This is a genomic window from Streptomyces sp. NPDC006261 (assembly GCF_040613515.1).
In the GTDB taxonomy this organism is placed as follows: domain Bacteria; phylum Actinomycetota; class Actinomycetes; order Streptomycetales; family Streptomycetaceae; genus Streptomyces.
In genome coordinates, this window is the sequence record NZ_JBEXSI010000026.1 from 33,139 (window position 1) to 57,549 (window position 24,411).

The 24,411-nt window shown below is 70.7% G+C and carries 27 protein-coding genes and 6 pseudogenes; 8 read left to right on the forward strand and 25 right to left on the reverse strand.

Annotated elements, in window-relative coordinates; all coding sequences use genetic code 11:
* Position 1 precedes the first annotated feature (1 nt).
* The 6 genes and pseudogenes from ABZ154_RS18720 to ABZ154_RS18745 form a co-directional block, all read right to left on the reverse strand.
* On the reverse strand, positions 2-781 hold the full coding sequence (locus ABZ154_RS18720; RefSeq protein WP_356833920.1) for a GvpL/GvpF family gas vesicle protein: 780 nt from the start codon (positions 779-781) through the stop codon (positions 2-4).
* A gap of 1 nt (position 782) precedes the next feature.
* Positions 783-1,259 carry a gas vesicle protein GvpJ gene (gene gvpJ / locus ABZ154_RS18725; RefSeq protein ID WP_356833922.1) on the reverse strand — a complete coding sequence of 159 codons (477 nt, stop codon included), beginning with the start codon at positions 1,257-1,259 and terminating at the stop codon, positions 783-785.
* A gap of 34 nt (positions 1,260-1,293) precedes the next feature.
* Complete coding sequence (locus ABZ154_RS18730; protein WP_356833924.1) at positions 1,294-1,617, reverse strand: gas vesicle protein; 324 nt, start codon at positions 1,615-1,617, stop codon at positions 1,294-1,296.
* Between the two features lie 121 nt (positions 1,618-1,738).
* The gene (locus ABZ154_RS18735; RefSeq protein WP_356833926.1) at positions 1,739-2,413 is read right to left on the reverse strand and encodes a class I SAM-dependent methyltransferase; all 675 of its coding nucleotides are present in this window, start codon (positions 2,411-2,413) and stop codon (positions 1,739-1,741) included.
* Between the two features lie 41 nt (positions 2,414-2,454).
* Positions 2,455-2,651: pseudogene (locus tag ABZ154_RS18740) on the reverse strand (ABC transporter permease); the annotation flags it as partial.
* Between the two features lie 2 nt (positions 2,652-2,653).
* Positions 2,654-2,800, reverse strand: a pseudogene (locus tag ABZ154_RS18745) (daunorubicin/doxorubicin resistance ABC transporter ATP-binding protein DrrA); the annotation flags it as partial.
* A gap of 127 nt (positions 2,801-2,927) precedes the next feature.
* On the opposite strand from ABZ154_RS18745, the gene ABZ154_RS18750 reads away from it, so the two are divergent.
* A complete protein-coding gene (locus ABZ154_RS18750; protein ID WP_356833928.1) occupies positions 2,928-3,734 on the forward strand; it encodes a TetR/AcrR family transcriptional regulator in 807 nt (268 codons plus the stop codon).
* A gap of 49 nt (positions 3,735-3,783) precedes the next feature.
* On the forward strand, positions 3,784-4,185 hold the full coding sequence (locus ABZ154_RS18755; RefSeq protein WP_356833931.1) for a PPOX class F420-dependent oxidoreductase: 402 nt from the start codon (positions 3,784-3,786) through the stop codon (positions 4,183-4,185).
* A gap of 21 nt (positions 4,186-4,206) precedes the next feature.
* Here ABZ154_RS18755 and ABZ154_RS18760 read toward each other — a convergent pair whose 3' ends face one another.
* Positions 4,207-5,229 carry a WD40 repeat domain-containing protein gene (locus tag ABZ154_RS18760; protein ID WP_356834056.1) on the reverse strand — a complete coding sequence of 341 codons (1,023 nt, stop codon included), beginning with the start codon at positions 5,227-5,229 and terminating at the stop codon, positions 4,207-4,209.
* 112 nt (positions 5,230-5,341) lie between these two features.
* Here ABZ154_RS18760 and ABZ154_RS18765 point away from each other — a divergent pair, with 112 nt between their 5' ends.
* Positions 5,342-6,046 carry a GDSL-type esterase/lipase family protein gene (locus ABZ154_RS18765; RefSeq protein ID WP_356833933.1) on the forward strand — a complete coding sequence of 235 codons (705 nt, stop codon included), beginning with the start codon at positions 5,342-5,344 and terminating at the stop codon, positions 6,044-6,046.
* 108 nt (positions 6,047-6,154) lie between these two features.
* On the opposite strand, the gene ABZ154_RS18770 is transcribed toward ABZ154_RS18765, so the two are convergent.
* The gene (locus ABZ154_RS18770) at positions 6,155-6,907 is read right to left on the reverse strand and encodes an MBL fold metallo-hydrolase (RefSeq protein ID WP_356833935.1); all 753 of its coding nucleotides are present in this window, start codon (positions 6,905-6,907) and stop codon (positions 6,155-6,157) included.
* Positions 6,908-7,008: 101 nt separating this feature from the next.
* Here ABZ154_RS18770 and ABZ154_RS18775 point away from each other — a divergent pair, with 101 nt between their 5' ends.
* A complete protein-coding gene (locus ABZ154_RS18775; RefSeq protein WP_356833937.1) occupies positions 7,009-7,662 on the forward strand; it encodes an HAD family hydrolase in 654 nt (217 codons plus the stop codon).
* Positions 7,663-7,683: 21 nt separating this feature from the next.
* Here ABZ154_RS18775 and ABZ154_RS18780 read toward each other — a convergent pair whose 3' ends face one another.
* The 6 genes and pseudogenes from ABZ154_RS18780 to ABZ154_RS18805 all read right to left on the reverse strand — a co-directional run bounded on the left by ABZ154_RS18780 (position 7,684) and on the right by ABZ154_RS18805 (position 14,419).
* Positions 7,684-8,325 (reverse strand): TetR/AcrR family transcriptional regulator, encoded by a 642-nt coding sequence (locus ABZ154_RS18780; protein ID WP_356833939.1) that lies wholly within the window; start codon positions 8,323-8,325, stop codon positions 7,684-7,686.
* Between the two features lie 278 nt (positions 8,326-8,603).
* Positions 8,604-8,942, reverse strand: a complete 339-nt coding sequence (locus ABZ154_RS18785; RefSeq protein WP_356833940.1) for an STAS domain-containing protein — start codon at positions 8,940-8,942, stop codon at positions 8,604-8,606.
* Positions 8,939-10,213, reverse strand: coding sequence for a SpoIIE family protein phosphatase (locus ABZ154_RS18790; RefSeq protein ID WP_356833942.1), 1,275 nt, complete (start codon positions 10,211-10,213; stop codon positions 8,939-8,941). The genes ABZ154_RS18785 and ABZ154_RS18790 overlap by 4 nt, the downstream gene beginning before the upstream one ends.
* Positions 10,213-11,016, reverse strand: a complete 804-nt coding sequence (locus ABZ154_RS18795; RefSeq protein WP_356833944.1) for an alpha/beta hydrolase — start codon at positions 11,014-11,016, stop codon at positions 10,213-10,215. The genes ABZ154_RS18790 and ABZ154_RS18795 overlap by 1 nt, the downstream gene beginning before the upstream one ends.
* Before the next feature lie 89 nt (positions 11,017-11,105).
* Positions 11,106-11,274: pseudogene (locus ABZ154_RS18800) on the reverse strand (MerR family transcriptional regulator); the annotation flags it as partial.
* Between the two features lie 862 nt (positions 11,275-12,136).
* Positions 12,137-14,419 (reverse strand): glycoside hydrolase family 3 N-terminal domain-containing protein, encoded by a 2,283-nt coding sequence (locus ABZ154_RS18805; protein ID WP_356833946.1) that lies wholly within the window; start codon positions 14,417-14,419, stop codon positions 12,137-12,139.
* Between the two features lie 138 nt (positions 14,420-14,557).
* Here ABZ154_RS18805 and ABZ154_RS18810 point away from each other — a divergent pair, with 138 nt between their 5' ends.
* Positions 14,558-15,157: a TetR/AcrR family transcriptional regulator gene (locus ABZ154_RS18810; RefSeq protein WP_356833948.1), complete on the forward strand. Its 600-nt coding sequence runs from the start codon at positions 14,558-14,560 to the stop codon at positions 15,155-15,157.
* Between the two features lie 24 nt (positions 15,158-15,181).
* Here ABZ154_RS18810 and ABZ154_RS18815 read toward each other — a convergent pair whose 3' ends face one another.
* Together ABZ154_RS18815 and ABZ154_RS18820 are read right to left on the reverse strand one after the other, a co-directional pair.
* Complete coding sequence (locus tag ABZ154_RS18815; RefSeq protein WP_356833951.1) at positions 15,182-15,643, reverse strand: hypothetical protein; 462 nt, start codon at positions 15,641-15,643, stop codon at positions 15,182-15,184.
* Between the two features lie 130 nt (positions 15,644-15,773).
* Positions 15,774-16,862 carry a lysostaphin resistance A-like protein gene (locus tag ABZ154_RS18820; protein ID WP_356833953.1) on the reverse strand — a complete coding sequence of 363 codons (1,089 nt, stop codon included), beginning with the start codon at positions 16,860-16,862 and terminating at the stop codon, positions 15,774-15,776.
* A gap of 172 nt (positions 16,863-17,034) precedes the next feature.
* Here ABZ154_RS18820 and ABZ154_RS18825 point away from each other — a divergent pair, with 172 nt between their 5' ends.
* Entirely contained in the window at positions 17,035-17,835 is an 801-nt protein-coding gene (locus tag ABZ154_RS18825) for an SAM-dependent methyltransferase (RefSeq protein WP_356833955.1), read from the forward strand.
* Positions 17,836-17,852: 17 nt separating this feature from the next.
* On the opposite strand, the gene ABZ154_RS18830 is transcribed toward ABZ154_RS18825, so the two are convergent.
* From ABZ154_RS18830 to ABZ154_RS18850, 5 genes and pseudogenes are all read right to left on the reverse strand, one after another.
* Positions 17,853-18,497 (reverse strand): dihydrofolate reductase family protein, encoded by a 645-nt coding sequence (locus ABZ154_RS18830; protein WP_356833957.1) that lies wholly within the window; start codon positions 18,495-18,497, stop codon positions 17,853-17,855.
* A 200-nt stretch (positions 18,498-18,697) separates the two neighbouring features.
* Entirely contained in the window at positions 18,698-19,036 is a 339-nt protein-coding gene (locus ABZ154_RS18835) for a hypothetical protein (RefSeq protein WP_356833959.1), read from the reverse strand.
* Between the two features lie 39 nt (positions 19,037-19,075).
* The gene (locus ABZ154_RS18840; protein WP_356833961.1) at positions 19,076-19,624 is read right to left on the reverse strand and encodes a hypothetical protein; all 549 of its coding nucleotides are present in this window, start codon (positions 19,622-19,624) and stop codon (positions 19,076-19,078) included.
* A 100-nt stretch (positions 19,625-19,724) separates the two neighbouring features.
* Positions 19,725-19,979 (reverse strand): annotated as a pseudogene (locus ABZ154_RS18845) (AAA family ATPase); the annotation flags it as partial.
* 61 nt (positions 19,980-20,040) lie between these two features.
* Positions 20,041-20,424 carry a hypothetical protein gene (locus tag ABZ154_RS18850; protein ID WP_356833964.1) on the reverse strand — a complete coding sequence of 128 codons (384 nt, stop codon included), beginning with the start codon at positions 20,422-20,424 and terminating at the stop codon, positions 20,041-20,043.
* A gap of 124 nt (positions 20,425-20,548) precedes the next feature.
* Between ABZ154_RS18850 and ABZ154_RS18855 the strand changes: the two genes are divergently transcribed.
* A complete protein-coding gene (locus ABZ154_RS18855) occupies positions 20,549-20,989 on the forward strand; it encodes an NUDIX domain-containing protein (protein ID WP_356833966.1) in 441 nt (146 codons plus the stop codon).
* 83 nt (positions 20,990-21,072) lie between these two features.
* Here ABZ154_RS18855 and ABZ154_RS18860 read toward each other — a convergent pair whose 3' ends face one another.
* The 3 genes and pseudogenes from ABZ154_RS18860 to ABZ154_RS18870 form a co-directional block, all read right to left on the reverse strand.
* Positions 21,073-21,663, reverse strand: coding sequence for a hypothetical protein (locus tag ABZ154_RS18860; protein WP_356833968.1), 591 nt, complete (start codon positions 21,661-21,663; stop codon positions 21,073-21,075).
* A pseudogene (locus ABZ154_RS18865) lies at positions 21,660-23,468 on the reverse strand (alpha/beta hydrolase). Before ABZ154_RS18865 ends, ABZ154_RS18860 begins: the two are co-directional and overlap by 4 nt.
* A gap of 12 nt (positions 23,469-23,480) precedes the next feature.
* Positions 23,481-23,915 carry a hypothetical protein gene (locus tag ABZ154_RS18870; RefSeq protein ID WP_356833971.1) on the reverse strand — a complete coding sequence of 145 codons (435 nt, stop codon included), beginning with the start codon at positions 23,913-23,915 and terminating at the stop codon, positions 23,481-23,483.
* A gap of 88 nt (positions 23,916-24,003) precedes the next feature.
* Between ABZ154_RS18870 and ABZ154_RS18875 the strand changes: the two genes are divergently transcribed.
* Entirely contained in the window at positions 24,004-24,231 is a 228-nt protein-coding gene (locus ABZ154_RS18875) for a hypothetical protein (protein WP_356833973.1), read from the forward strand.
* A 23-nt stretch (positions 24,232-24,254) separates the two neighbouring features.
* Here the strand turns inward: ABZ154_RS18875 and ABZ154_RS18880 are convergent.
* Positions 24,255-24,353: pseudogene (locus ABZ154_RS18880) on the reverse strand (dienelactone hydrolase family protein); the annotation flags it as partial.
* Positions 24,354-24,411 lie beyond the last annotated feature (58 nt).

Consider the following 24,411-nt stretch of genomic DNA (forward strand, 5'->3'; position numbering starts at 1 on the left):
GTCAGCCTCCACCGACGGGTGCGGGCGCGCTCCGGTCCCCGGCGCCGACGAAGCTGTAGCAGGGCAGCGGGCCGGCGATGCGAAGGTCGACGTGGTCACGGTGGGCCGCCGCGAAACGCTCGGCGGTCGCGCGGAACCGGTCGCTGTCGGCCTGCGCCACGAGGAAGGACACGTTGAGCGCGCAGCCGGGGACCTCCGGCCCCCCGGCCGTCGCGCGGGCCATGGGCGCGAGATCGCGCAGCGCACGCTGCCCCGCTTGGCCCGCCCGGCGCGCCAGGGCGGAGGCGACGGCTTCACCCAAGCGCACGTTCGCCTCGTAGCCGGGGCGCCTGCGGGTTGCCTCACGCAGCCGCCGTACGGTCGCGTCCCCCGCCACCAGTGCGGCGAGGGAGTCCTGGGCGGGCAGCGCCTTGACGTTCATCTCGATGTGCCCGGCGACCCGGTCCAGGGCGGCGAGGTGGCCCGCCTCCGCCGCGGCCAACTGGTCGCGCAGGGCGGCCTCGTCCGGCGCGACCATGCCGAAGCGCATCGGCAGTACGGGCCCGCTCCCCGCCAGGTACGTCAGGAGCTCCTGGTGGGCCAGCAGGTCGCGGCGCCTGGCGCGCAACTGGGCGGGGGCGGCGCTGACGACTGCGGTCACCGGTCCCGCGCCGACGGTCCGCAGCGGGGCGGGCGGGCTGCCCACGCCCCCGGACTTCCGGGGCAGCGGCGTTCCGGCCCGGACGACCGCGTACACGTACAGCCCTCGCCCTTCGGCGGGTCCCGGTCCTTCGGCGCGCACGTCAGGCCTCCGCTCGGCGGCGGCGGCTCGTGCTGCTGCTGACGGGGGCCCGCCGCTTCCTCGGACGCGCGGGCCTCTCCTCCGCCTCCGCCTCCACCTCGTCCTCGTCGTCATCGTCGGAGACGCCGGACCCGACCGCCTTGCGTACGGTGTCGCCGACCGACTCCGCGGCCTTGCGCACCTTCCGCTTGCCGATGGAGCGGGCGGCGGAGCCGCCGAACAGCTCGGGGACGGTGGAACTGCTGGGGTCACGTTCGAGGTCGAGGCGGTTGCACGCTTCCGCGAAGCGGAGGTAGGTGTCCACGCTCGCCACGACTATGCGCGCGTCGATCTTGAGGATCTCGATACCGACCAGGGAGACCCGTACGAATACGTCGATCACCATGCCCCGGTCGAGAATGAGCTCCAGCACGTCGTAGAGCGTGCCGGCGCGGGGCGGGCACGGAGCAACACCATCGGCGTACGTCGTGGTCGTCATGAGGGAGTCCTTCCAGCTGTCGGACGAAGTCGGGTCACTCGTCGGCGGCACCGCGCCGGTAGCGGCGGACCCGGGTGTACTCCATGAGTTCGCAGGCTCCGTCGAGCTGCACCTCGTACGAGGCGAGGAGGCTGGTCGTGTCCGGGATACGGGGCACTTCAAGGACGTCCACGACGACGCACCAGCCGTCGTCGTCGGAGCGCCGGATGGCGGAGACGCCCTCGGCCGGGTGGCTGATCAGCGCTTCCAGGCTCTGACAGGCGGCGCGGGCGGCGTGCTCGGGCCCCTTCCTGGCCGGGGGCTTCTTCCGGGTCCCCGTGGAGGAGCGCTCGGCGTGCGCTGAACGTTGGTCTGCCATGGTGACCAGTCTGGTCACCGTGGGGCGCTCCGCATCTCGGGAGAGCCAGTGGTGCGACGCCCCCCGCCGGAGGCGAGGGGCGTGCCGGGCCGCATCTCCGGCGGAAGCCGGGAAATACCGGTCAGGCCTCCTGCGGCCTCCGCGCGAGCACGAACCCCTGCGGCGCCCGCTCCGGGAACGGCCCCTCCGTCTCCCGCTCCTTCCAGAGCACGGCCCGCACCTCAAGGCCCGCCGCCCGCAGCAGCGCGGCCAACCGCTCCGGCTGCCGCCGGTGGAAGACGAGCGAGACGTCGTGGCCCCAGGCCTCCGCCATCCGCAACGGCTCGTCGCCAGCCTGGAACCCGAGCTGTACGGGAGCGCCCGGAGCCAGCACGCGGCGGAACTCGGCGAAGGCGCGCGGCAGTTCCTCGTCCGGGACGTGAATGGTGGAGTACCAGGCGAGCAGGCCGCCGAGCGACCCGTCCGGGAGGTCGAGGGCGAGCATGGACCCCTCCTCGAAGCGGAGCCCGGGGTGTTCCTCCCGCGCCACGGCCAACATGCCCGGGGCGAGGTCGATCCCGAACACGTCCAGTCCCAGGCCGAGTCCGTGCAGGTGCCCCGTGACCCGGCCGGTCCCGCACCCCACATCGGCGACGGGGAGCCCGTGCCCGTCCGCGGCGGCCAGCTCGGCGAAGGCGGCGAGCACGGACCGCTCCACCGGCTTCGCCGCCAACTCCTCACGGGAGAAGGCGGCATAGTCGGCGGCCAGGGTGTCGTAGGAGGTGCGGGTGGTGCGCAGGAAGGCGGGTTCGGTCATGAGGAGGAACCCTAGGGCCTCCCGCCCGACTCCGCCCCCGCCCAGGTACCGCCGCCGGCCACCGGGTTGCCGAACAGTTCGCGGGTGGCGGTCGCCGTCGAGGAGATCGGGTCCCAGGCAGCCACGGTGCCCAGCCAGCTCGGCATCAGGGACGGGCGACGAAGGCGCTGGAGATCATCATGAAGGGGAAGACGACCGCGTACAGCCCGCCCGCCGCCTCCGGCGTCGGGACCACCAGGCGGGGCGGACGGCGAGGTCGAACCCGTCCAGCGCCCGCTTCTCCGCCCCGCCCCTCCCTCGCGCCCGGTACCCCTTGACGACCCCTTCGGCGAGCACCGCGCATCCGGACGCGGACCCGGACCTCGGCCTGGTTTCAGGCATGGACATGGCCTAACCCCTGCTTCTCCGACGAACCCGGAAGCAAGCCGAGTACACCGCACTCCAAACTGAGTACGGTGTACCTGAATGCGAGTACGGCGTACCCACATCGCCTCCGGCGCACTACGCTGCCCCCATGGCGAAAGACGGATCGACAGCGGCGGCACCGGACGGCACCACCACCGGGAGCGGCGACATCGCGCGCAGCCTGGAACTCCTCTGGGGCACCGGGGACCGCCCCAGCCGCGGCCCCAGACCGGGCCTCACGCTGGACCGGATCGTCACGGCCGCCATCGCCGTGGCGGACGCGGAGGGGCTGGCCGCCGTCTCCATGCGCCGGCTCTCCACCGAGCTCGGCACGGGCACGATGTCGCTCTACCGGTACGTCCCCGGCAAGGCCGAACTCCTGGACCTGATGCTCGACCGGGTGCTGGGCGAGCCCCTGTCCGACGAGCGTGGGAGGGGAGGCAGCGTCCCCGACGACTGGCGGGTGGCGATCGACGCCATGGCCCGGACCTACCTGGACAACCTGCGCCGCCACCCCTGGCTGCTCAAGATCAACCAGGCGCGTACGGTGCTCGGCCCCAGCGCCCTGCGCGGTCTGGAGCTCTCGCTCACCGCGCTGCGGTCCATGGGGCTGCGCGACCCCGAGCTCATCGGTGTGATCATCACGGTCAACAGCTTCGTGGAGGGCCTCGCCCGCACCCGGGGAGACGCGGCGGAGGCGGTGGCGCAGACGGGGCTGAGCGACGAGGAGTTCTGGGACAGCCAGCGCCCCTACCTGGAGCGGGCCATGCTCAGCGGCGCGTACCCGATGATGGCGGGGATGGCCGAGGACGCCTTCAGCGCGGAGTTCGACCACTTCGCCTTCGGGCTGGAACGGCTGATCGCCGGTTTCGAGGCCCTGGTCGCGGAGCGCACGGCGGACCGGGCGACAGGCTGAGCGACCGACCGGACATGACAACGCGCCCGGCCCGTGCCCCAATGGATATATGGACGCCAGCCGGGAGCTAGCCCCTTTCGTGAAGCAGTACACCGTCCTGCTGAGCACCCACCGGCAGGACGGCACGGCCGTCGGCACGCCCGTCAACATCGCCGTCGAGGGTGATCACGCCTTCATCCGTACGTTCTCCTCGGCCTGGAAGGTCGAGCGGATGCGCAACCACCCGAAGGTGGAGCTCGCCCCGTGCACGGTCCGGGGCAGACCGACGGGACCGCGGATCAGCGCCCACGCACGGCTGCTGCGGCCGGGCACGAAGGAGAACACGCACGCGGCGCGGATGCTGTCGCGGAAGTACCCGATCGTGCAGGGCGTGCTCGTCCCGCTCGCGCACCGGCTGAAGCGGGACAGGACGCTGCATTACGAGGTGTGGCCGGTGACGAACGGCGACTGAGGGAGGCGGAGGCCTCGGGCCTCACCCCTGCCCGCGCTTCCGCCGGAGCGCGAACCACAGGGCCCCCGCCCCGACGATGATCACCGCACCGAGCCCCACGCTGCCCTTGCCGTCACCGTCCTGGCCGTCGCCCGCCCCCTGGGAGGGGCTACCGCTCCCCGAGGGCTTCCCCTTCCCCTGACCGCCCTCCGCCGGCGTGCCGCCCCCCTCGACCTCCACACGCACGACCCCACTGCGCGCCCCCTCGGAGCCGAACATCAGGGCCGAGCCGTCCGCCGTGTACGTCACCGACTCCGCCTGCCGCTGGAACGGCGCGGCCACCGACCGGCTCTCCCCGAGGCGGCCGTCCCCGAAGCCGTACACGCGGGCGCTGAAGTACGAGCGCATCACCAGCGAACCCCCGTCGGGCGAGAAGGCCCCGTCCGTCACCCACGGCACCTCCCCCACCCGCCGGAACGTGTTGGTGCCCCCGGCGGTGAGCTTCGCGGGCCCTTCGTAGAGACCGCCGCCGTCCTCGTTCTTGGAGGCGATGTAGACGCGTCCGGTCTTCGGGTGGACCATCAGCGCTTCGGCGTTGCGGGCCCCGTCGGCGTACTTCACGTCGTACTGGGTGGCGGTGACCGTGGCGTCGCGGAGGGCCTTGGGCTCGGGAAAGCGATAGACCCAGACATGACTCCAGGAGCCGTCCAGGTTGTCCCCGATGTCACCGACGTAGATGTCGCCGTCCGGCCCGATGGAGATGCCCTCGACATCACGCGGCTCCCCCACACCCCGCATGGTGATGGTCGCGACGGTCTTCCCGGTGCGGGAGTCGACGGCGAAGACGTAGGGCCCGTCGTCGCTGTCGTTGTGCGTCCAGTAGACCCCGGGGTGCAGGCGGCTGGCGGCGAGGCCGCTGGACTCGGTGATGCGGGGGTCCTCGATCGTGAAGTCACGGTCGGGCTCCCCGTCGGCGGCGACGGCTGGGCAGGCGGCCCCCAGAAGCAGCAGGAGGGCTGCGGCGGGAACGGCGAGACGTGCCGGGCGGCTCGGATACGGACGCATGGCCCAAGTGTCCACGGTCGCGGCCCCGTCCACCGTGGGGCCCGCCCCCGCCCGTCCCACCGTGTCCATCGTCACGTCGCAGGCCACAGCCGTGATCGGCCATGATGACGCCATGCGTTTTCTCCCGGTCGGCGATTCCATGACCATCGGCGCCACCGGCGACTTCACCTGGCGCTACCGCCTGTGGCAGCACCTTGAGGCGGTCTGCCCGACTCCGTACGAGATCGTCGGGCCACGCACGACGCTGTACGACCCCGAGGCCGACGCCCCGCACTCCCACGCGTACGCCGACCCGTCCTTCCCGCCCGACGCCCGCAGGCACCTGGCGGGCTGGGGCGAGGGCTGGCTGCACATGGCGCCGGCGATCGCGGACGCGGTGCGCGAGGCGGAGGCGGACGTGCTGCTGGTCTCGCTGGGCCTGATAGACCTCGGGTTCTACACGGACGCCGAGCAGACGGCGGCCAGCGCCCGCGCGTTCATCACGGCGGCCCGCACGGCCAACCCGCACATCCGGATGGTGCTGCTCCCGGTGATACCCAACGTCCGGGCCGAGTCGGACGCCACCTTCGCCGCCTCCTGCGCCCGCTTCAACGAACTGCTCGCCAAGGCCGTGGCCGACCTGGACACCCCGTCCTCCCCGCTCCTGCTGGCCTCGCGCCCGCCGGGCTACGACATCCGCACGGACACGTACGACGGCACCCACCCCGGCCCGTCGGGCGAACACCTCCTCGCCGCCGCCTTCGCCGACGCGATGCACGAGGCGTGGGGGCTGTGCGGCCCGTACGCCCGGCAGCACGCGGCGCCGGTTCCGGTCTGACGGGCTTCCGGCCTGACCGGGCCTCCGGACGCCCAGGGCGGGACCCCGGAGTCCGGAGTCCCGCCGACCCGGCCGAGGTTGCCGGTGGCCACGGTCGCCACGCCCTGGTCACGGACCGCGGTGCCCAACAGGCGGGCCGGCCCGCTCCGACGGCGGCTCCCACACCGAGCAGTCGTGCGCGAAGAACACCCGCCCCGGGTCGAACGCGACCAGCCGGTCCATCCAGGCCCGGTACGGCGGCAGCGGCTGGGCCACCCCGTCGAGTACGGCCCGGCGGGCGAGTTCGTCGGAGGCGTAGTGCGAGGCGAAGTCGTGGGCCTGCCCGGCGAGAACGACGACCGTGCCGTCAGTCTGGCGGACCACCAGCGACTGGTGCCCGTCGGTGTGGCCGGGGGTCGGCACGATCCACACGCCGGGCCAGAGTCCGGCCTCCCCGGAGAGCTCCTCGTACAGGGCGCCGGGAAAATCGACGAGGGCGTCGATCGTGTACCCGCCTCTGCGCGCGGCCGCCAGCTCGGTCTCCTGCACGAGGACGGGCACGCCCGCCAGGAGTGGGTTGCCGCCGACGTGGTCGAAGTGGAGGTGGCAGTTCACCACGACGTCCACGTCCTCGACTGCCGTCCCCGCAGCGGCCAGTGCTGCCTCCAGCGGGCGTCGCCGGGGCCGGTAGTGCGCTTCGGCGCCTGGGTCCCCGGCGCCGATGCCCGTATCGAAGAGGAGCCGTCCACGCTCGTGCTCGACCAGGTAGGCGAGCACCGGTTCGACTCTGGGGTGCGGGCCGCCCGTCTCGGCTGCGGGCCGGACGAAGAAGCCGAGGTCGAGACGGTGGACGGTGACGGACACGTGCGTACGCTGCGTCATCAGGCCAGCCTGGCAGCTGGGCCGGGCGGTGTCCGGCGGCTCTGCCGACAGCGGAGTCACTCACCCCGGACCGGCCGGTAGGCCCCGTCTATCCTGCGGGCATGGTCCAACCGATCGAACTCGTCATATTCGACTGCGACGGGGTTCTCGTCGACAGCGAGCGCATCGCGGTGCGCATCGATGCCCTCGTCCTGGCCCAGTTGGGGTGGCATCTCACCGAAGCCGAGATCGTCGACCGGTTCATGGGTCGCTCAAGCCATGCGATGACCAAGGACATCGAGGCCCACCTCGGGCGCAGCCTGCCGGCCGACTGGGAGAAGGAGTTCGCACATCTCTACCGTGATGCGCTGGCCGCTGAACTCACCCCCGTCCCCGGCATTGCCGACGCCCTCGACGCGCTCTCGCACCTCCGCACGTGCGTGGCCTCCAGCGGGAGCCACGACAAGATGCGTTTCACCCTGGCGACCACCGGCCTCCACCAGCGCTTCGACGGCCGCATCTTCAGCGCCACCGAGGTGGAGCACGGCAAGCCGGCACCTGATCTGTTCCTCCACGCGGCGAAGCGGATGGGCGTCGCGCCCGAGGCGTGCGCCGTGGTCGAGGACAGCCAGTACGGTCTTCAGGCCGCCCGTGCCGCCGGGATGCGCGCCTTCGCCTACGCCGGGGGAATGACTCCCCCGCACCATCTCGAAGGCCCCGGCACCGTCGTCTTCGACGACATGCGCACCCTGCCCGGCCTCCTCGCCGGCCGGTGACCGCCTCCCGCCTCCACACGCTCATCCCACCGGCTGCGACCCCAGCATCGTCAGCGCCAGTTGTGTCAGTTCACCGGAGACCTCCTCCGGGCGGGCCCTGCGGCAGCGGCGGGTGTGGTGAGCCATCAGTTCGTGGACCGTGCCCACCATCACCATGACGTCCACGCGGTGGTCCCGGTCCTCCGCCTCGCCCCGCTCCACCGCCCGCTCGGCCTCCCCGGTGAGGAACTCCGTCCACAGCGCGCGCCAGAGTTTGCAGTGCTCGTCCACCACCGCGCTCACGCCCAGCACCTCGACGAAAGTCACCCGTGCCTCGCGTGGATCCCGGGTGACGGACTCCACGTACGCGTCGAAGAGGCGCCGGACCCTCTCCGCGATCGAACACTCGTCGATCCCCTCGGAGAGCAGGGCGGCCTCCATGGCCCGCAGGCCGACGGTGGTGACCCGGTTGTGCAGGGCGATGAGGAGCCCCTCCCGTGTTCCGTACTCCTGCCGGAGCACCTCGGGCGTGACCCCGGCCGCCTCGCACAGGTCCGTCTCGGAGGTCTCCCGGTAGCCGACCACCCCGTACAGCTCCCGTGCGGCGTCCAGCAGCTGCTCCCTCGCCTGGGTACGGGCCTGGTCACCGGGCCCCGTCCGCTGAACCGCCCAGCCATCAGCCACCGGTCCTCCTTCAGCGCAAGGTGCGGGAGAGGGCCTCGGCACCTCTGCACGAACCGCCGCCCCATTGTGCGCGCCCAGAGGGCCGCAGGAGTGCCACGCCACACCCGTACGGGCGAATGCCCGCACGCCGAAACGCTTCTTCTCGGCGCGTCCCGGCGTCGGACCGAACCGGGGGTCGGTACGGGAGTCGGTACGGGGATCGGTACGGGGATCGGCTTACGTCGGCGGCTTCGAGTCGCCGGAGCAGACCCGAGCCGGCTCCTTGCCACCGATCCGGTTCAGGGGCGGGTGGCTGTACGGCTGTCGGGGTGGAGGGGGAAGACCTGGTCGAGGCCGACCGTGCGCAGGACACGCTGGGTATGGGCGGGCACGGCGGCGAGCGCGATGTCGGCGCGGGCGGCATGGGCATGATTGCGGGAGACGATCAGAGCGGTGATGCCGCTGGAGTCGCAGAATTCCATGCCGGCCAGATCCAGGACGAGCCGTTGGCCCGGTTGGAGGGTCAGCTCGGTGAGCACGTCACGCAGCTGGGGGGCCGTGGTGTGGTCGAGTTCCCCGTCGATGAGGAGGACGGGGCCCGTGGCAGCGGTGCGGCTGGTGATCTTCAGCGGGCTCATGAGGTGGTTCTGATCCGGGTGCTGGTGCGGGGGACGCCCAGGGCGAGGAGAGCGGTGTCGTCGTCGAGGCCGTCGCCGAAGCTGTCCAGCAGGCCGGTCAGAGCTTCGACGACGGCGCTCGGGGGCCGGCCGGCGTAGTCGGTGCCGAAGGTGCGCAGCGCCTCGTCCCCGTACAAGGTGGAACGGTCCTGTCCCGTGCGGGCCTCGGTGAGTCCGTCGGTGTAGAGGAGCAGGGTGTCACCGGGGCCCAGGCTGGTGGCGGCGGCGGTGAAGGGCGCTGAGGGCAGGATGCCGATGAGGACACCGCCAGGAGTGGGCAGGAAGTCGGCTGTGCCGTCCGCGCGCAGGACCAGGGCCGGAGGGTGACCGCCCGATGCGAGTCGGACGACGGTCCGTCCCGTTGCGGGGTCGGGTTCGAGGATGCCGAAGACGGCGGTGCAGTAGCGCGGGTCTCCGCTGGTGTAGCGCTCGTGGAGCACGGTGTTGAGGGTGGACAGTACGGAGATGGGGTCGGGGTTGTGCAGGGCGGCCGCGCGCAGAGTGTAGCGGGTCAGCGAGGTGACCGCGGCCGCTTGAGGGCCTTTGCCGCACACGTCGCCGAGGAAGAAGGCGAAGCGTGTGGAGTCGACGGGAAACAGGTCGTAGAAGTCGCCGCCGAGCTGGTCGGGTGAGGCGGTGCGGTAGTGAGCGGCGGATTCCATGCCGGGCACCCGGGGCAGGCTGGCGGGCAGCAGCGACTGCTGCAGTACGGCCAGGGCGTCCTGCAGCCGGGCGCGGTCCGCCTCGGCCTGAGCGCGTGCTTCCTCGGCCGCTCTCCGTGCCCGGAGGAGTTCCTTCTCGTAGGCACGCCGCTCCCGGGCGTCGAAGACCGTCGTACGGATCAGCTGCGGCTCACCCGTACTGGCGTTCTTGACCGTGGAGGAGACCAGCACGGGCATCCGGTCTCCGTCGGCCTGTCTGATCTCCAGGGCGATACCACTGATCGTGCCCCGCATCCGGAGCAGCGGAGCGAAGTGCGTCTCGTGGTACAGCTTGCCGCCCATGGTCAGCAGATCGGCGAACCGCATCCGCCCGACCACGGCCTCCCGCTCCAGGCCTATCCAGCCCAACAGGGTGGTGTTGATCTTGGCGACGGTACCGTCCATCAGCGTGGACAGATATCCGCACGGCGCGTTCTCGTAGAGTTCCTCCGCACTGTCCTCCAGCAGGGACGCGAACATCGCACTCGATGTGGTCTCGTCCTCCGGATCCTGCCGCCCGGTGCGGCACATCACCGCAGGCCGGCCAGGAACTCGGTGATCGCCTGGTTCGTGGCTTCGGGCGCGGACAGGTGCGGGCAGTGCCCGGTGGCATCGAGGGTGACCAGCCTGGACCCGGGGACCGCCCGGTGGACGAACGCACCCACCTCGCGCGGCGCGATGACGTCCTGGGTGCAGTCCAGCACCAGCGTCGGCACGGCCACCCCCTTCAGGTCGTCCCGTGAATCCGACTGGAACGTGGTCCTGGCGAAGACACGGGCCATCTCCGGGTCGGCGGCGCAGAAACTGCTCGTCAGCTCGTCCCCGAGCTCCGGACGGTCCGCGTTCCCCATGATCACAGGGGCCATCGCCGCCGACCAGCCCAGGTAGTTCGCGTCCAGGGACTCCAGCAACTCGTCGATGTCCTGGACGCTGAAACCGCCCCGGTAGCCCTCGTCGTCGATGTACCGCGGGGACGGCGCGACCATCACCAGCGCCCCGATACGCTCCGGAGCCATGTCGGCCGCGAGAACGCCGATCATCGCGCTGACCGAGTGGCCGACGAACACCGCATCGCGCAGGTCGAGTGCCTCGCACACCTCCACCACATCACGGGCGTAACCGTCCAGCGAGGAGTAACGAGCCGCGGAGAACGCGGACAGATCCGAACGGCCAGAGCCCACGTAATCGAACAGGACGACCCGGTACTTCTCCACCAGGGAAGGTACCGTCAGCCGCCACATGTTCTGATCACAGCCGAACCCATGAGCCAGCACCACGGTGGGCCCCTGCGGGTTCCCGGTCACAGTGACGTTGTTCCTACGTTCAATATCCATATGCCCATGCTCCTACCCCCTGAGTTGCCCTTCACCAGCAGAACGCGTGGCAGGGAGCTCAGCGAGGCCGGCCCTTGCGCCGAGACATCTCGGCGGTGGCCGCCCGCGGAGCGCAGGGGCCTGATGAGGCGCGCCTCGCCGATGGCGCGGAGGAATCCCTGTGTGGTGTCACGCATCTCGGCGGCCCGGCCCCTGGTGTAAGGGGACAGTCACATCGTCGCCAAGACGGTGGAACGAGACTCGCCTGCCTGCTGTCACAGGCACCTCACTGCGAGAAGCGGAGTATGAGGTCTGCGGGAGGCCTCAGGGGGCGGAAGACACGTTGGAGGGGCCCTGGTGCCATTGGCACCAGGGCCCCGAAGGAACTGCTACACCATCGGCCGGCCTGGATCGGCTGCGTCGGCCTTTCTTGTTCCGCGTGCCCGCCCGGGAGAGGTCGGGGGTTGCGGGGATCGCGGTTGCTTGACCGGAGACCACCTCACTCACGATGTCCTGCGGTACCCGGACTCAGACTTCCGCCCGGGCGATCCTGGATGGTGCCCAACTCCTCCGTTTCTTACCCTCTGCATCGCTTACTGCTGCTACTGCTTCACTGCGTACTGCTCGGTGGCCTTTCACAGCGCCACTCCTTTCGGCAGCCAGCCCCGTCGCCCGTGATGCGTCTGCTCTGGCTTAGAACCCCACTGCCGAACTTCCCGGTGCGTGCGCCCACAGCTGACGCCTTCACCGAGGTGCTGCTTCTGGTCCTGCCGCTGTGTGGTGCCACTCGTGACTCATGGCCGCCCCTGAACCTGCGGGCCACCCAGTCCGGGATCAGTTCCGTCGCCGTCCTGCACCTGCTCTGGCTCCGAAACTCCACCACCGGACCGTCCTGCAACCAGCTGTACTGCGGTACTGCTACAGGCAGTTCATCTCTGCCCGGTCTTGCTGTCCTCTGGGCTACGACAGAAACCATAACCACAACGCCGCCCAATGTCTACTCCAGCCGCTACAGATTTTCGGGAGGTGTGTGGAGAGGTAATCGGGCGCAGAGAGCACATAGCAGCCGTGCGGCGGGCACCGGCGGCTTCGAGCAGGCTCGGATGCCCACGTCCGTCACATCCCTCGGCCGGCGCCGCGCTCAGCCCTTCACCGTGAACTCCGCCCGCAGCAGCGCCTCGTCGCGCGACGACGGCCCCACCAGCAGCTCGAAGCGCCCCGGCTCCACCACGCGCCGCCCCCGCACGTCCACCAACGTGCAGGCTGCGACGGGGAGTTCGATCTCGACCTGACGCGACTCCCCCGGAGCCAGCGTGACCTGCTCGTACGCCTTGAGCTCCTTCTCCGCCCAGGTCACCGACGTCACCGTGTCGCTCACGTACACCTGAACGGTCTCCAGCGCGGGCCGGGCGCCGACGTTGCTCAGCGTCACCCGGGCCCGTACCGTCTCCGCCGGTTCGACGACCGCCGTCAGCAGCTCCAGGCCCGTGTACTCCACCGTCGTGTAGCTCAGGCCCTCCCCGAACGCGAAGGCCGGGCTCTGCGTGAGGTCCGCGTAACGCGTGCCGTGCTGGCCGCGCACCTGGTTGTAGTACGTCGGCTGCTGCCCCGCGTGCCGGGCGAAGGAGAGCGGGAGCCGGCCGGTCGGCTCGATCAGGCCGAGGAGCAGCTCCGCCACCGCCGTACCGCCGAGCATCCCCGGGTTGGCCGCGTACACGATCGCCGCGGCCCCGAGCGCGGACGGCGGCAGCACCAGCGGCTTGGAGCTGATGACGACGACGACCAGGGGCTTACCCGTGGCCGCCAGCGCGTCGAGCAACGCGACCTGGTCGCCGACGAGTTCGAGGGTGGCGGTCGACTTGCCCTCGCCGATCAGCTCGATCCGGTCACCGACGACGGCGACGACGGTGTCGGCGGCCTCGGCGGCGGCGACGGCCTCGCCGATGAGCGCCGGGTCGGGCTCGGCCGGGACGACGACCTCGGGGCGGGGCTGCCCGTCGGGGAAGGACTCCCCCTCCGGGTCGGGCCCGACGTCCAGGATGCGGGCGCCGGGCGCGTACGTCACGGTCCAGTCGGCGGGCACCTTGTCGCGGAAGCCGTCGAGGACGGTACGGATCATGGCACGCGGCTGCCCGTCCGGCAGCCAGTCCGCCTGCCCGGAGGAGCCCGCCCAGTCGCCCAACTGGGTCTGCGCGTCATCGGCGTTGGGGCCGACGACCGCGACCGTACGGGGGCCGGGCCCCGTGGCCCGCCCTTCCTCGGACGCCTCCGGGCCGCCCGCCAGCGGCAGCGTGCCGTCGTTGGCCAGCAGCACCAGCGAGCGCCGGGCCGCCTCCAGGTTGAGGGCCGCGTGCGCGGCGCTGCCGATGAACTCGGCCTGCCGGGCGGCGTCGGGGTGGCGGGGGTTCTCGAAGAGCCCGAGCTCGAACTTGAGCGTCAGGATGCGGCGTACGGCGGCGTCGATCTCGGCCTCCATGAGCGTGCCCTCCGCCACCGCCTCCTGCGCGCCCTCGAAGAACTTCGACGTCGTCATCACCATGTCGTTGCCCGCGCGGACCGCCGCCGCCGACGCCTGCGCGTAATCGGCGTAGATCTTCTGCTCCCACACCATGCGGCCGACGTTGTCCCAGTCGGTCACCAGCGTGCCGGTGTAGCCCCACTCGCCGCGCAGCACCTCGCCCAGCAGCCAGTCGTTCACGGTGATCGGCACGCCGTCCATGGACTGGTAGCCGAGCATGAACGTCCGGCAGCCCTCCTTGGCGACCCGCTCGAACGGCGGCAGGAACCACGAGCGCAGCTTGCGCCGGGAGATGTCCGCCTCGCTGGCGTCGCGGCCCCCCTGGGTCTCGGAGTACCCGGCGAAGTGCTTGGCACAGGCCAGGATCGCGGTCGGGTCGGTGAGCCCCTCGCCCTGGTAGCCGCGCACCATCGCGGAGGCCAGCTCACCGATGAGGAAAGGGTCTTCGCCGAAGGTCTCACTCACCCGGCCCCACCGCAGGTCGCGGGTGATGCAGAGGACCGGCGAGAACGTCCAGTGCACACCGGTCGCCGCGACCTCCACCGCCGTGGCCCGCGCGATCCGCTCCACCAGACCGGTGTCCCAGGTGGCCGCCATGCCGAGCTGCGTCGGGTAGATCGTCGCGCCCTCCCAGAAGGAGTGGCCGTGGATGCAGTCCTCCGCCACGAGCAGCGGGATGCGCAGCCGGGTCTTCTCGGTGAGGGCGGCCGCCTCCAGCACCCGCTCGGGCGAGGCGTGCAGGATCGACCCGGCGTGCAGCTCCTCCACGAGGTGCCGCACGCCCTCCTTGGCGTTGAGCTGGAGCATCTGGCCGACCTTCTCGGGCAGCGTCATGCGGCCCAGCAGATCGGTGACCCGGTCCGCGACGGGGAGCGCGGGGTCGAGGTACGGCGGCAGGAGGCCCACAGGAGTTCCTTTCACGACGGCACTCCGCAGTACCGTACGCTCAATACCGACCGCTTGGTAAGTATTCACCCCTGTGAGAATCTGGGGCGGAGCGCGGGGGGAACGAGAGAGGCGTCCGATGACAGCGGGTGAATGCGCGTGACCCCGGGACCCCGGCGCGGCTACGCCAAGGGCCGGGCCAAGCGGATCGAGATCCTCGACCAGGCGATGACGCTGTTCGGCGAGGCCGGCTACCGGGGTGCCTCGCTGCGCGTCATCGCCACCCGTTGCGGCATCTCCCACCCGGGCCTCCTGCACCACTTCCCGACGAAGGAGGCGCTGCTCCTCGCGGTGCTCCAGCGCCGCGACGACGTGGACGACGAGTGGCTGGCCCTGGGCGTCACCCGGGGCGTCGACCATCTGCGCCGGCTGGTGGACCTCGCCGAGCTGAACGCCAAGCGGCGCGGCATCGTCGAGCTGTTCTCGGTGGTCGCGGCGGAGGCCACCGCCCCCGACCACCCGGCGCACGCGTACTTCGAGGCCCGCTACCGTACGTCCGTCGCCAACACCGAACGCGCCTACGTCCAGGCCCGGGAGGCGGGTGCCCTGCGCGACGGCGTCGAACCGGTTTCCGCCGCACAGCAGTTGATCGCCCTCATGGACGGCCTTCAGATCCAGTGGCTGATCAGCGACTGCACGACGGACATGGCGGGCGTCCTGCGCGCGCACATCCGGGCCCAGTTGACCGTGGCGTTCTGAGGGCCGTTCCTCACGGCGGCAGGGCTACCAGCCGTCGCCCACGTCGAAGTTCCCGGTGACCAGGTCGCCGTGCTTCGTCTCGGCCAGGACGAGGTACCTGCCCAGGGAGCACAGGTCCCGGTAGAGGCCGGCCGCCAGTTCCCACGTGGCCACCTCCTCGGACCGCGACCGGATGATCAGCAAGGCGGGGACCTTGCCGAAGGGGAAGGGGTCGCCCTCCTCCGGATCGCTCACCTGGAGGGAGACGCTGCGCTCGCCGCTCTCGAACCAGTAGGTGCAGCCTCCGGTCGGGTCCACGATGCCCCGGCTCACGTCGAAGGTGAGCGAGAGCACCGCTTCCAGATCCTTCCGCAGCTGCTCGGCGAAGACGGCGCTGTCCCAGGGCGTGGGCTCGCCGCCGGTATCGGCCGGGCCGACGTTGAAGTGGAAGTCCTTGCTGGAGTGCTCGTGCTGCTCGAAGGCTGCCAGGAGAGCCGAGTCAGTCACCAGAGGTTCCCTCACTCCCGTTCATGCCGGAGGTCTATCAGCGCGCCCCGGCGACCGGACAGCGGATTTCCTGGCCGAAGCGGCGGGCTGCGGCACGGCAGCGCTCAACGCGAAGTCATCGACCGAGACGTCAGGGACTCACCCGCTCGACCTCGCGCCGCTTCGCGAGCCACACGATCCCCAGGCAGTACAGCGGGGCGAAGACGAACTCGACGACCATCGCCTGCCACGGCGCATCGGCCGCCGTCTCGGTGGAGGCGAGTTCGCCGAAGCCGGCCGCCAGGCCGAAGGCCAGCAGGTTGTTGGCGACGTGCAGGGTGACCACCGCCTCCAGGCCACCGGTGCGGATCACCAGCCAGCCCCACCACAGCGCCGAGTAGAAGAGCAGGATGAACCCGGTGAGTTCGCCGAAGCCGTGGGCCAGGGCGAACAGGAGCGACGCGAGTACGACGGCGGGCCACGGCGACCGCACGGCCCGCCCGATCACCTGGACCAGCCAGCCCCGGAACACGTACTCCTCGGCCGCCGCCTGGAACGGCACCAGCGCCGCCAGCACGGCCAGGCTCACGAGAAAGGCGGTCCAGCCGGGAAAGCCGTCCCCGGCCGGTTCGGTGGACTCCTCCCCCCAGGTCCACGCGAACATCACGCCGAACTGGACGATGATCAGCGGAAAGGCGACGGCGGCGCACAGCCCCAGCCATTTCCACCGCAGCCGTCCCAGGACCGAGGAGACCGTACCGGCCGGGCGCCGGCCCAGATAGCGGGCTCCCCACAGGACGATCGGTATTCCGATCGCGATGCCCACGAGCTGGAGGGCCATGTCGGCGACGGGGTCCTCGAAGAACACCTCGCTGTCCGCCGACGCGGGCCCCGCGTCCAGCACCTCCGCGAGGACGGCCCCGATCCCGGAGACGACCAGGATGCCCACGACGGCCAGGAGCAGGACGAGCGACAGCTCCCCGAGCCACGCGAACCTGCCGCCCTGCCCGTTCCGCCCCTGCTGGTCGTAGCGCGCCCCGGCCCCGGCCCGTACGGGACCGGACGGCGGGACGGGCCCGGGCGGGGGCGTCTGCCAGCCCGGTCCGCCGGCCTGCGGCGGCCGGCCAGATCCCGGCCCCTGCGGCCAGGCGGGTCCTGGGGCCTGCGGCCAGGCGGGTCCGCTCGACGGAGGCGTGGGCGGGGGCGGATCCCAGGGCGAAGGAGGTATGTCAGGTTTCACACCAGGATCTTGCTGGCACCCGGCACCCGAGGTCAATGCGGCACCGGACGCCCACGCCCCGCACGGCCCCACACCAACGCGCCCGAGACCCAACACCCTTCCGCCACGCGCACGTTACTGTGCCAGACTCCTCCGACGGAAAGGTCCACACCACCTGCCCAGGGAGCCCGGCATGACGGCAGAGCTGCCCCACCCCCCGATGTCCCACCCCCCGATCGACACCAGCAGGCCCCACTCGGCACGGGTCTACGACTGGCTGCTCGGCGGCAAGGACAACTACCCCGTGGACCAGGCGGTGGCCGAACACCTGCCCATCGAAGCCAAGACGGGCGCCCGTCAGAACCGGACCTTCATGAACCGCGCGACGGCCTGGCTGGCGGGCGAGGGCGTGACGCAGTTCCTGGACATCGGGACGGGCATCCCCACCGCACCGAACCTGCACCAGATCGCCCAGGAGATCCACCCCTCCTCCCGGGTCGTCTACTGCGACAACGACCCCATCGTCCTGCGCCACGCGGAAGCCCTGCTGATCAGCCGGCCGGAGGGCGCGACCGACTACGTCCACGCCGACGTACGCGAGCCCGCCACCATCATCGAGGCCGCACGCAAGGTGCTGGACTTCGACCGCCCGGTGGCCCTCTCCCTCCTCGGCCTGCTCCACTTCCTGCCCGACGACGAGGACCCGCGCGGCATCCTCCGTACGCTCACGAGCGCCCTGGCCCCCGGCAGTTACGTCGTCCTCTCCCAGGGCGCATCCGATGTGAACCCCGAGGGCGGGCAGCGGGGGACCGAGGAGTACAAGAAGGGCGGCATCCGCCTGGCGCTGCGGACCCGCGAGCAGTTCGGGCGGTTCTTCGAGGGCCTGGACATCGTGGAGCCGGGCCTGGTGACGGCCCCGGAGTGGTTCCACGGCCCGACGGCACCCGCACCGGAGGCGAGCGGCCTGTACGTGGCGGTCGCGCGGCTGCCGTAGGGCGGGCCGGGGCCCCCTCACCTCCGCCAGAACAAGTGGTGCGTCACCCCGCTCGGGCTGGGCACGACCTCCAGGTGGAACCGGTCGAGCAGCTCGTCGGGCGAGTCCCAGAGCCGTAGCCCGGTCCCGAGCTTCACCGGGGACACCACCACGTGCAGAGCGTCGACGAGGTCGGCGTCGAGGAACTCCCGGATGGTGGTGACCCCGCCGCCGAGCCGCACGTCCTTGCCCTGAGCCGCCTCCCGCGCCTGCGCGAGGACCGCGGCCGGGTCGCCGCCGACGAAGTGGAACGTGGTGTCGGAGAGCGTGAACGACGGGCGCTCGTGGTGGGTCATGACGAACACCGGCGTACGGAACGGAGGCTCATCGCCCCACCAGCCGCACCACGCGTGATCGGGCCAGGGCCCGCGCTGGGGGCCGAACTTGTTCCGGCCCATGATCTCGGCGCCGATGTTGCGGTCGAAGTCCCGCGTGAAGTAGTCGTCCAGCCCCCGGCTCCCTCCAGGGTCCGTACGCATCGGCCAGCTGGCCGTGGCACCGGCCCAGGAGAACAGCCGCTCCGGCTCCACATGGCCGAAGGGCCTCTCCAGGGTCTGGTCCTCACCGGCCGCGATGCCGTCACTGGAGACGGTGAAATTCTGGACTCTGAGCAGTTGAGCCATGGGTTCCTCCTGCGTTGTCGACGATGACACCCGTAGTGAACGCCGCACGGGGGAGCAGGTCGGCGGTGACACGCACACGGGTGGTTCTCGTGGTGCGGTCGGCCGCTGAAGCGTTCACGGCATCGATGCTGCCAGCCACCACTGACAACGGGCTCGGCCCGGTGCCGCTCCCGGCCCGCGCCGAAATCAGTTCCCGGCGCTCATTCCCCTCCTTCCTCTTCCGCCCGGCCGAGCGAGCCGACGAATCGGTCCAGCCGGGAGACGGCCTGCCGCAGCACCTCCACCGATGCCACGGGGTCGTCCGGGAGTTGCAGACCGTGGTCCGACCACTCGCGGGCCTGGGCCTCGCTCAAGGGCCGTCGGGTGTGCCAGCGCCGGATCTCGTCGTCGCGGTAGGCGGCGAGGAAGGCGGGCGCGCCACCGTCCGCCCAGGGACGGAGCACCAGTCCACCGGCGGCGGTGAGCACAGGTTGAGGGGCGGCAGCGAGCGAGCCGGCGGCGATGACGGGCGGCGTCGAGAGAGCGCGAGCACGGGTCATGGAGCCATGATCGGCGAAGGACGACCCCGGACGTCGAAGTCACGGCCGCCAGCGGGGCGCCTCGTCGTCCGGAGTCTTCGGACTGGCGAAGTGGAAGGGGACCGACAGCCGCGCGGCCAGGGCCCTGCCGCTTCTGTCGGCGGCCGCAGCCGACGGGTGGAGCGACCCCGGAGCCCCCTCCTCACCGAGATACCGCCCGGCCGTGTCCCAGTAGATGGTGGCCAGGGACCGCTCGCCAACAGCGTCATCGGTGATCGCCATCAGGTGCACGAACCAGTCGTGAACGGTGTCGCCGTCCCACACGGCCTCGATCGCCAAGACCCGGCCCGGGCAGCCTGCGGCGCGGGCGGCCAGGGACTCCACGTCGAGAGGGCTGTCGGGGGTCCGGGCGACCCGGTCGCCGTGGTGGAGGTAGCGGTCATGGACGACGAGCTGAGCCTCATGGAGCCCCAGACCGCGCGCCCGGCCGACTTCGAAGACGATACGGATCGCCTGCATACGGGAGTCCTGGAGTACGTATCCGTCGACCTGCCGGCGAATGCCGGCCGGCAGCAGCTCCCACCACTGGTACGTATCGCCGCCTGCCACCCGAAATCCGCCCCCCGCTCAACCAGCTCCGCAAAACGCCACTGTACGGCGGCAGTCGATGTACGCAGCCTCAGTCAGCCCACTCCACCGGGCCCACCTTGGCGGAGCGTGCGTTCCGGGACCAACAGCCGTAGTCGACCACCACGTTGGTGCCCACCGTGACCGCCTCCAGGGCGAGCCAAAGCATGCGCCCCTTCACAACGTCACGCTTCCCGTCCGGCTCAGCCTCGCCGCACAGGGGCAGCATCCATTCGTCGGGGGTCAGGCGCAGCGCGCCGAGCTCCTCGGCGCGCTGCCGCGCTCTCGTGGTCTTCCCGGCCCCTGGCAGGCCGACCGTCAGGAACAACGTGGTCACGACCAGATCGTGTCAGTAGGTCCGGGCGGACCACCAGCGAATACCGGTGCTGGTCCTTCGCTCAGCCGAAGCCGACCCCCAGGAAGAACGGCGCAAGGACCAGCGTCACCGATACGAGCCAGTATGCGTACGGCGGCCGTTCGGTGAACATCCTGCGCCGCATCCACAGATTGATCAGGGCCCAGATGCCTCCGAAACAGGCCACCACCGGGACGACGATGACCAGCCACAACAGCATCCCGTCGTCCTCGTTCGGGTCCCGCTGTGTCCATCCCAGCTCCTCCAGTGGGCCGTTGGACAGGAAGTACCAGGTCAGGAAGATCGGCACCACAGCTGGTATCCCCAACAACAGGTTCACCACCACCGGCACCAAGGACTTCCACAACCGCGCCTTCTTCACGAGACCTCCGGGTTCAGTGGCTCGGCCGAGCCTGGTCTGGTTCACCCGGATGTTGTACAGCACGTTGTACAGGCCGATCAGCTCGTGAGGGGACCGGCGGACGCGCTGCGGAGCGCGGCGTGTCCACTCGTACGATCGATCGCCACCACCGTCAGAAGGAGCCGCCCACGTGACCTCCCTCCTCCCCGATTCCCTCACCGAAAGCCTTCTCGCCGACGCCCGGCGGGACGTCATCGGTAAGTACGTCGTCGGCGCGCTCATCACCGACGAGGGCGGCCGGGTGCTCCTGCTCAGGCGGCGGGCCGACGATTTCCTCGGGGGGCTGTGGGAGCTGCCCAGTGGCGGGGTCGATCCCGGCGAGCGGCTCGAAGTCGCCCTGTGCCGGGAGGTTCTGGAGGAGACCGGGCTCACCGTCACGCGGGTCACCGGGCATGTCGGCAGTTTCGACTACGCCTCCCGAAGTGGGCGCAGGACCCGGCAGTTCACCTTCGCGGCCACCGTACGGGCCACCGGACCCATCACCCTCACCGAGCACGACGACGCCGCCTGGGCCGACCCGGGTGGCCTCCCGGCCGTCAGCGACGAGACGCGGGCCCTTCTCGCGGGCTGACCAGGCTTGGTGAGGATGGGGCGGCACCCGGGCCCTGCCGCCGCGTCCTGCTGGAGAGCTTCCCGGTGATCATCGTCAGGAGGTCAGGACGAGGCAGTGGGTCCCGGTACCGGAGCCTCGGCGGACCAGAAGTCGGAACGGACGTTGGGAGTGGGGATCTTCCCCTCGTACATGCGGCCGTTGGCCACCTTCGTGGGCGCGGCCACCTTCGACTCGTCCACGCAGGGGCTGGTGATCTGGAAAAACGCCTGCCCCTTGTAGCCGAGCTGAACTCTGATATCGAAGCCGTCCGAGGACGTGGCATAGATCGCCGGCAGGTCCTTGCTCGGATTGACTGTCCTGATCCGGTAGTCGCTCGCCTTCCAGAAACGCTCGACCACACCCAGAAAGCTGCCCCGGCGCTGTTTGGAGACGACCGTCATCACGGCCCAGTAGCGCGTCACATCACAGCTGCCGGTCGTCGTCGCGCGGTGGACCCATTCGATCTCCGGCTTGATCGCCCCGACCGTCGCGTAGAACATCCCGTCGGCACGCTCCGCCGCACCCTGCATATCCATGCCTGACAATGCCCCTCCTGTGCCCTTGGCACCGCCCAACAGCCCGCACCCGGCGAGCAGCACTCCGGCCATGGCCACCGCACAGCCCAGTCGAATGGTCCGTGTGATGCGCCTCATCGATGCTTCTCTCTCACGATCTTCTCAGGGCTTCCGCCGACGATGCTGGCGATGTTGTCCGTCGACACATCGTCGAGCTTGGGAGTGAAGTACTGGGAGTGCGCGTCGAACAGGCCGGCCTCGCGGACCATCCTGGGCCCGTCGTCGACCTCGAAGCGCTGTGCTCCGAAGGCCGCGCTGGCCGGATCCTTGCCGAAGTACAGGTCATCGTTGCCGGCGTCGAAGAGATCTCGTCCCACCCTGACCCCCGCCGGACCTCCGAACGCCCAGCCGAGCGCGGCCTCGCCCTTCGCCGGGAGGTGGGTGACCGGGTCGTTGTCGGCCGCGCCGACAAACACATGATCCTTGCCCACACCGAGTTCCGAAGCCCTCTGCGCGTCCACGCCGGGACTGCCGAGCAGGATCACATCGTCGACGCCCGGAATGCCGCCGGACTGCTTGGCGGCCGTGCCCACGGTGAGTGAGCCGTACGAGTGCCCGATCGCCGTCACATGAGGGTCGTCGTTCTCGTTCGTCACCGAGATGCCCGCCATGAACTCGTTGTAGGCCGGGGCGCCCCGTTGCGCATCGCCCTTCGACATCACGTCCACGCCCTGCGGGGCGTCGTAGCCCAGCCAGATGATCGAGGCAACGGACGGATCCACCTCCTCGGCACCGAGGGCCGTGTTCTGGGCTCGTATCATCGTCTGCTTGACGAACTCGTCGTCGAGCTTGGTACCGAGACCGGGAACATACGCCGAGACGTGTCTGGAGGTGTCGGGGTTGCCGTACGAGACGATCGCGCGTCCGTTGCCTTCATCCCCGATGCCCAGGAGGAACATGGGCGGGTGAGTCGACTCGCCCAGTTTGGTCTGGATCATGCGGAGGGCGTCGATCTTGGTCTGCACGTCGTCGCCGCCCCGGCGGGCCATCTCGTCGATGAGGATCGGCAGGTAGGTGCGGTTCGCCTCGTCGCGGGCGGTCGCCGGGATACCGTCCAGGTCACCGATCAGGTCCGGTGCGACCTTCAGATACTCCTGCCGCTGTTCGTCGGTGAGGGCGTCCCACCACTTCTTGCGCTCGGCGGGGCTCTTGTCCTGGGGGATGGCATCAGCGAGGTGTCTGCCGGCGGTGGAGCGGACATCGGCGGTGTCCCGGGCGACGTCCTTCAGCGTGGCCGCAGTGACATCGAGGCCCTTCTCGGCCTTCAGACCGTTGAGGGTCCTCGCGTACCGTGCGTCGATCTCCCGCGCGGACCGTACTGCCCTGGCGATACGGTCCGCCACGTCCTGCGCCTTCGCCGCGTTCGGGTTCACGGGTCGGAAGCCCGAGTAGCCGGGATGCAGCGACGGCTACCCGGGCGAGCCGAGGGCGGGCGCTTCCAGCAGGAGACGGGAGCTGCCCTGGGACCTACCGCCCGGCGCCGCCTGCTGCGCACCGGTCAGGTCCTCGACCTTGGCGGCCGGATAGCTGACGGAACCGTCCTCGTTGACGGTGAAGTCCTGGGCGGCGGCGTCCGCGAGCGCCTGCTTCAACTGGTTCTGAGGCCGGACGAGATCGCCGGCGAGCCCGTTGAGCGCCGTACGGACGAGCCCGCACTCGGTCTGCAGGTACTGGAAGTTTCGGCTGAGGCGCTTGAGCCTGCCGAGGGCCGCCTCCGCCGCGTCGCTCTCCTGGGTCTCCTTGATCTTCGCGGACATCGCGCGGTCGACCCGTACCCGGTCGGAGGCTGATCGCCCCGAAACTTCGTGCCACTTGTCGCCCGCCTCCGTGAGCTCGGAGGTCTTGAGGTCGCGCAGCAACTGCCAGGTGAGAGTTCCGGTCATCGCTTCATCGCTTCATCGCTTCTCGTCCGCCTTGCCGCCGACGCGGACGCCCTTGAAGGACCTCTCGACCGCGGTCTCCGTCTCCCCCATCTCCTTGGCGACCGTCAGCAGGGCACCTTTGAGTTGCTCACACTCGTCCCGTACCGACTGAAGGCGGTCCTCCCAGGACGTCAGCACACTTTTGAGGGTCGCGACGGAGCTGAGGCCGACGGCTCCCGCCTCGACGCCCTCGTGTCCGCGGCGGAGTGCCGACCGGCTCGTCTCCGTCCTGGTGCGCAGCTCGCCGGCGGTGCCGGAGGCGCTGGTCCAAGGGCCCTTGCTGTGCTTGAGGTTGCCCGTTCCACTCGCGCCAGGCCCGGGGGCGGAGGCCGCCGCCGAGGCGAGCCTCATCGCAGGCTCCTCGCCGGGCGGTCCGAACATCTCCTGCCAGCGCTCCGAATGCGACACGGCTCCCCCGTCCCTCTGCGTTCCGCTTCCGCGCCCCGAGAGACTAGCGCAAGGTGCGCATGCGTACGCGATCGGGAACAGTCTCCGAATGGGCAACGGCTGGACGGCTTGCTGGTCAGGCATGGTCCTGGCGCTCGGAGGCTGTGCGAGCGCGACCGCCTCCCGAAGTGGGAGCAGAACCCGGCAGTTCACCTTCGCGGTCACCGTACGGGCCACCGGGCCCATCACCCTCACCGAGCACGACGGCGCCGCCCGGGCCGACCCGGGTGACCTGCCGGCCGTCAGCGACGAGACGCGCACCCTCCTGGCCGGCTGACCAGGGCGCCAGGCCGTCGTTCAGGCGGCGATCCGGTCGGAGTCGGTCCGCGATTCGGCGCGCAGCACGTCGAGCGCCGCATGGCCGATGCCCCGCATCCGGCCGGGGTCGGCGAGCAGCGGCCATCACGGCCGCATGATCCGGCGAACCGTGTCTAGGCTGGGTGGCGATGGGCGCCCG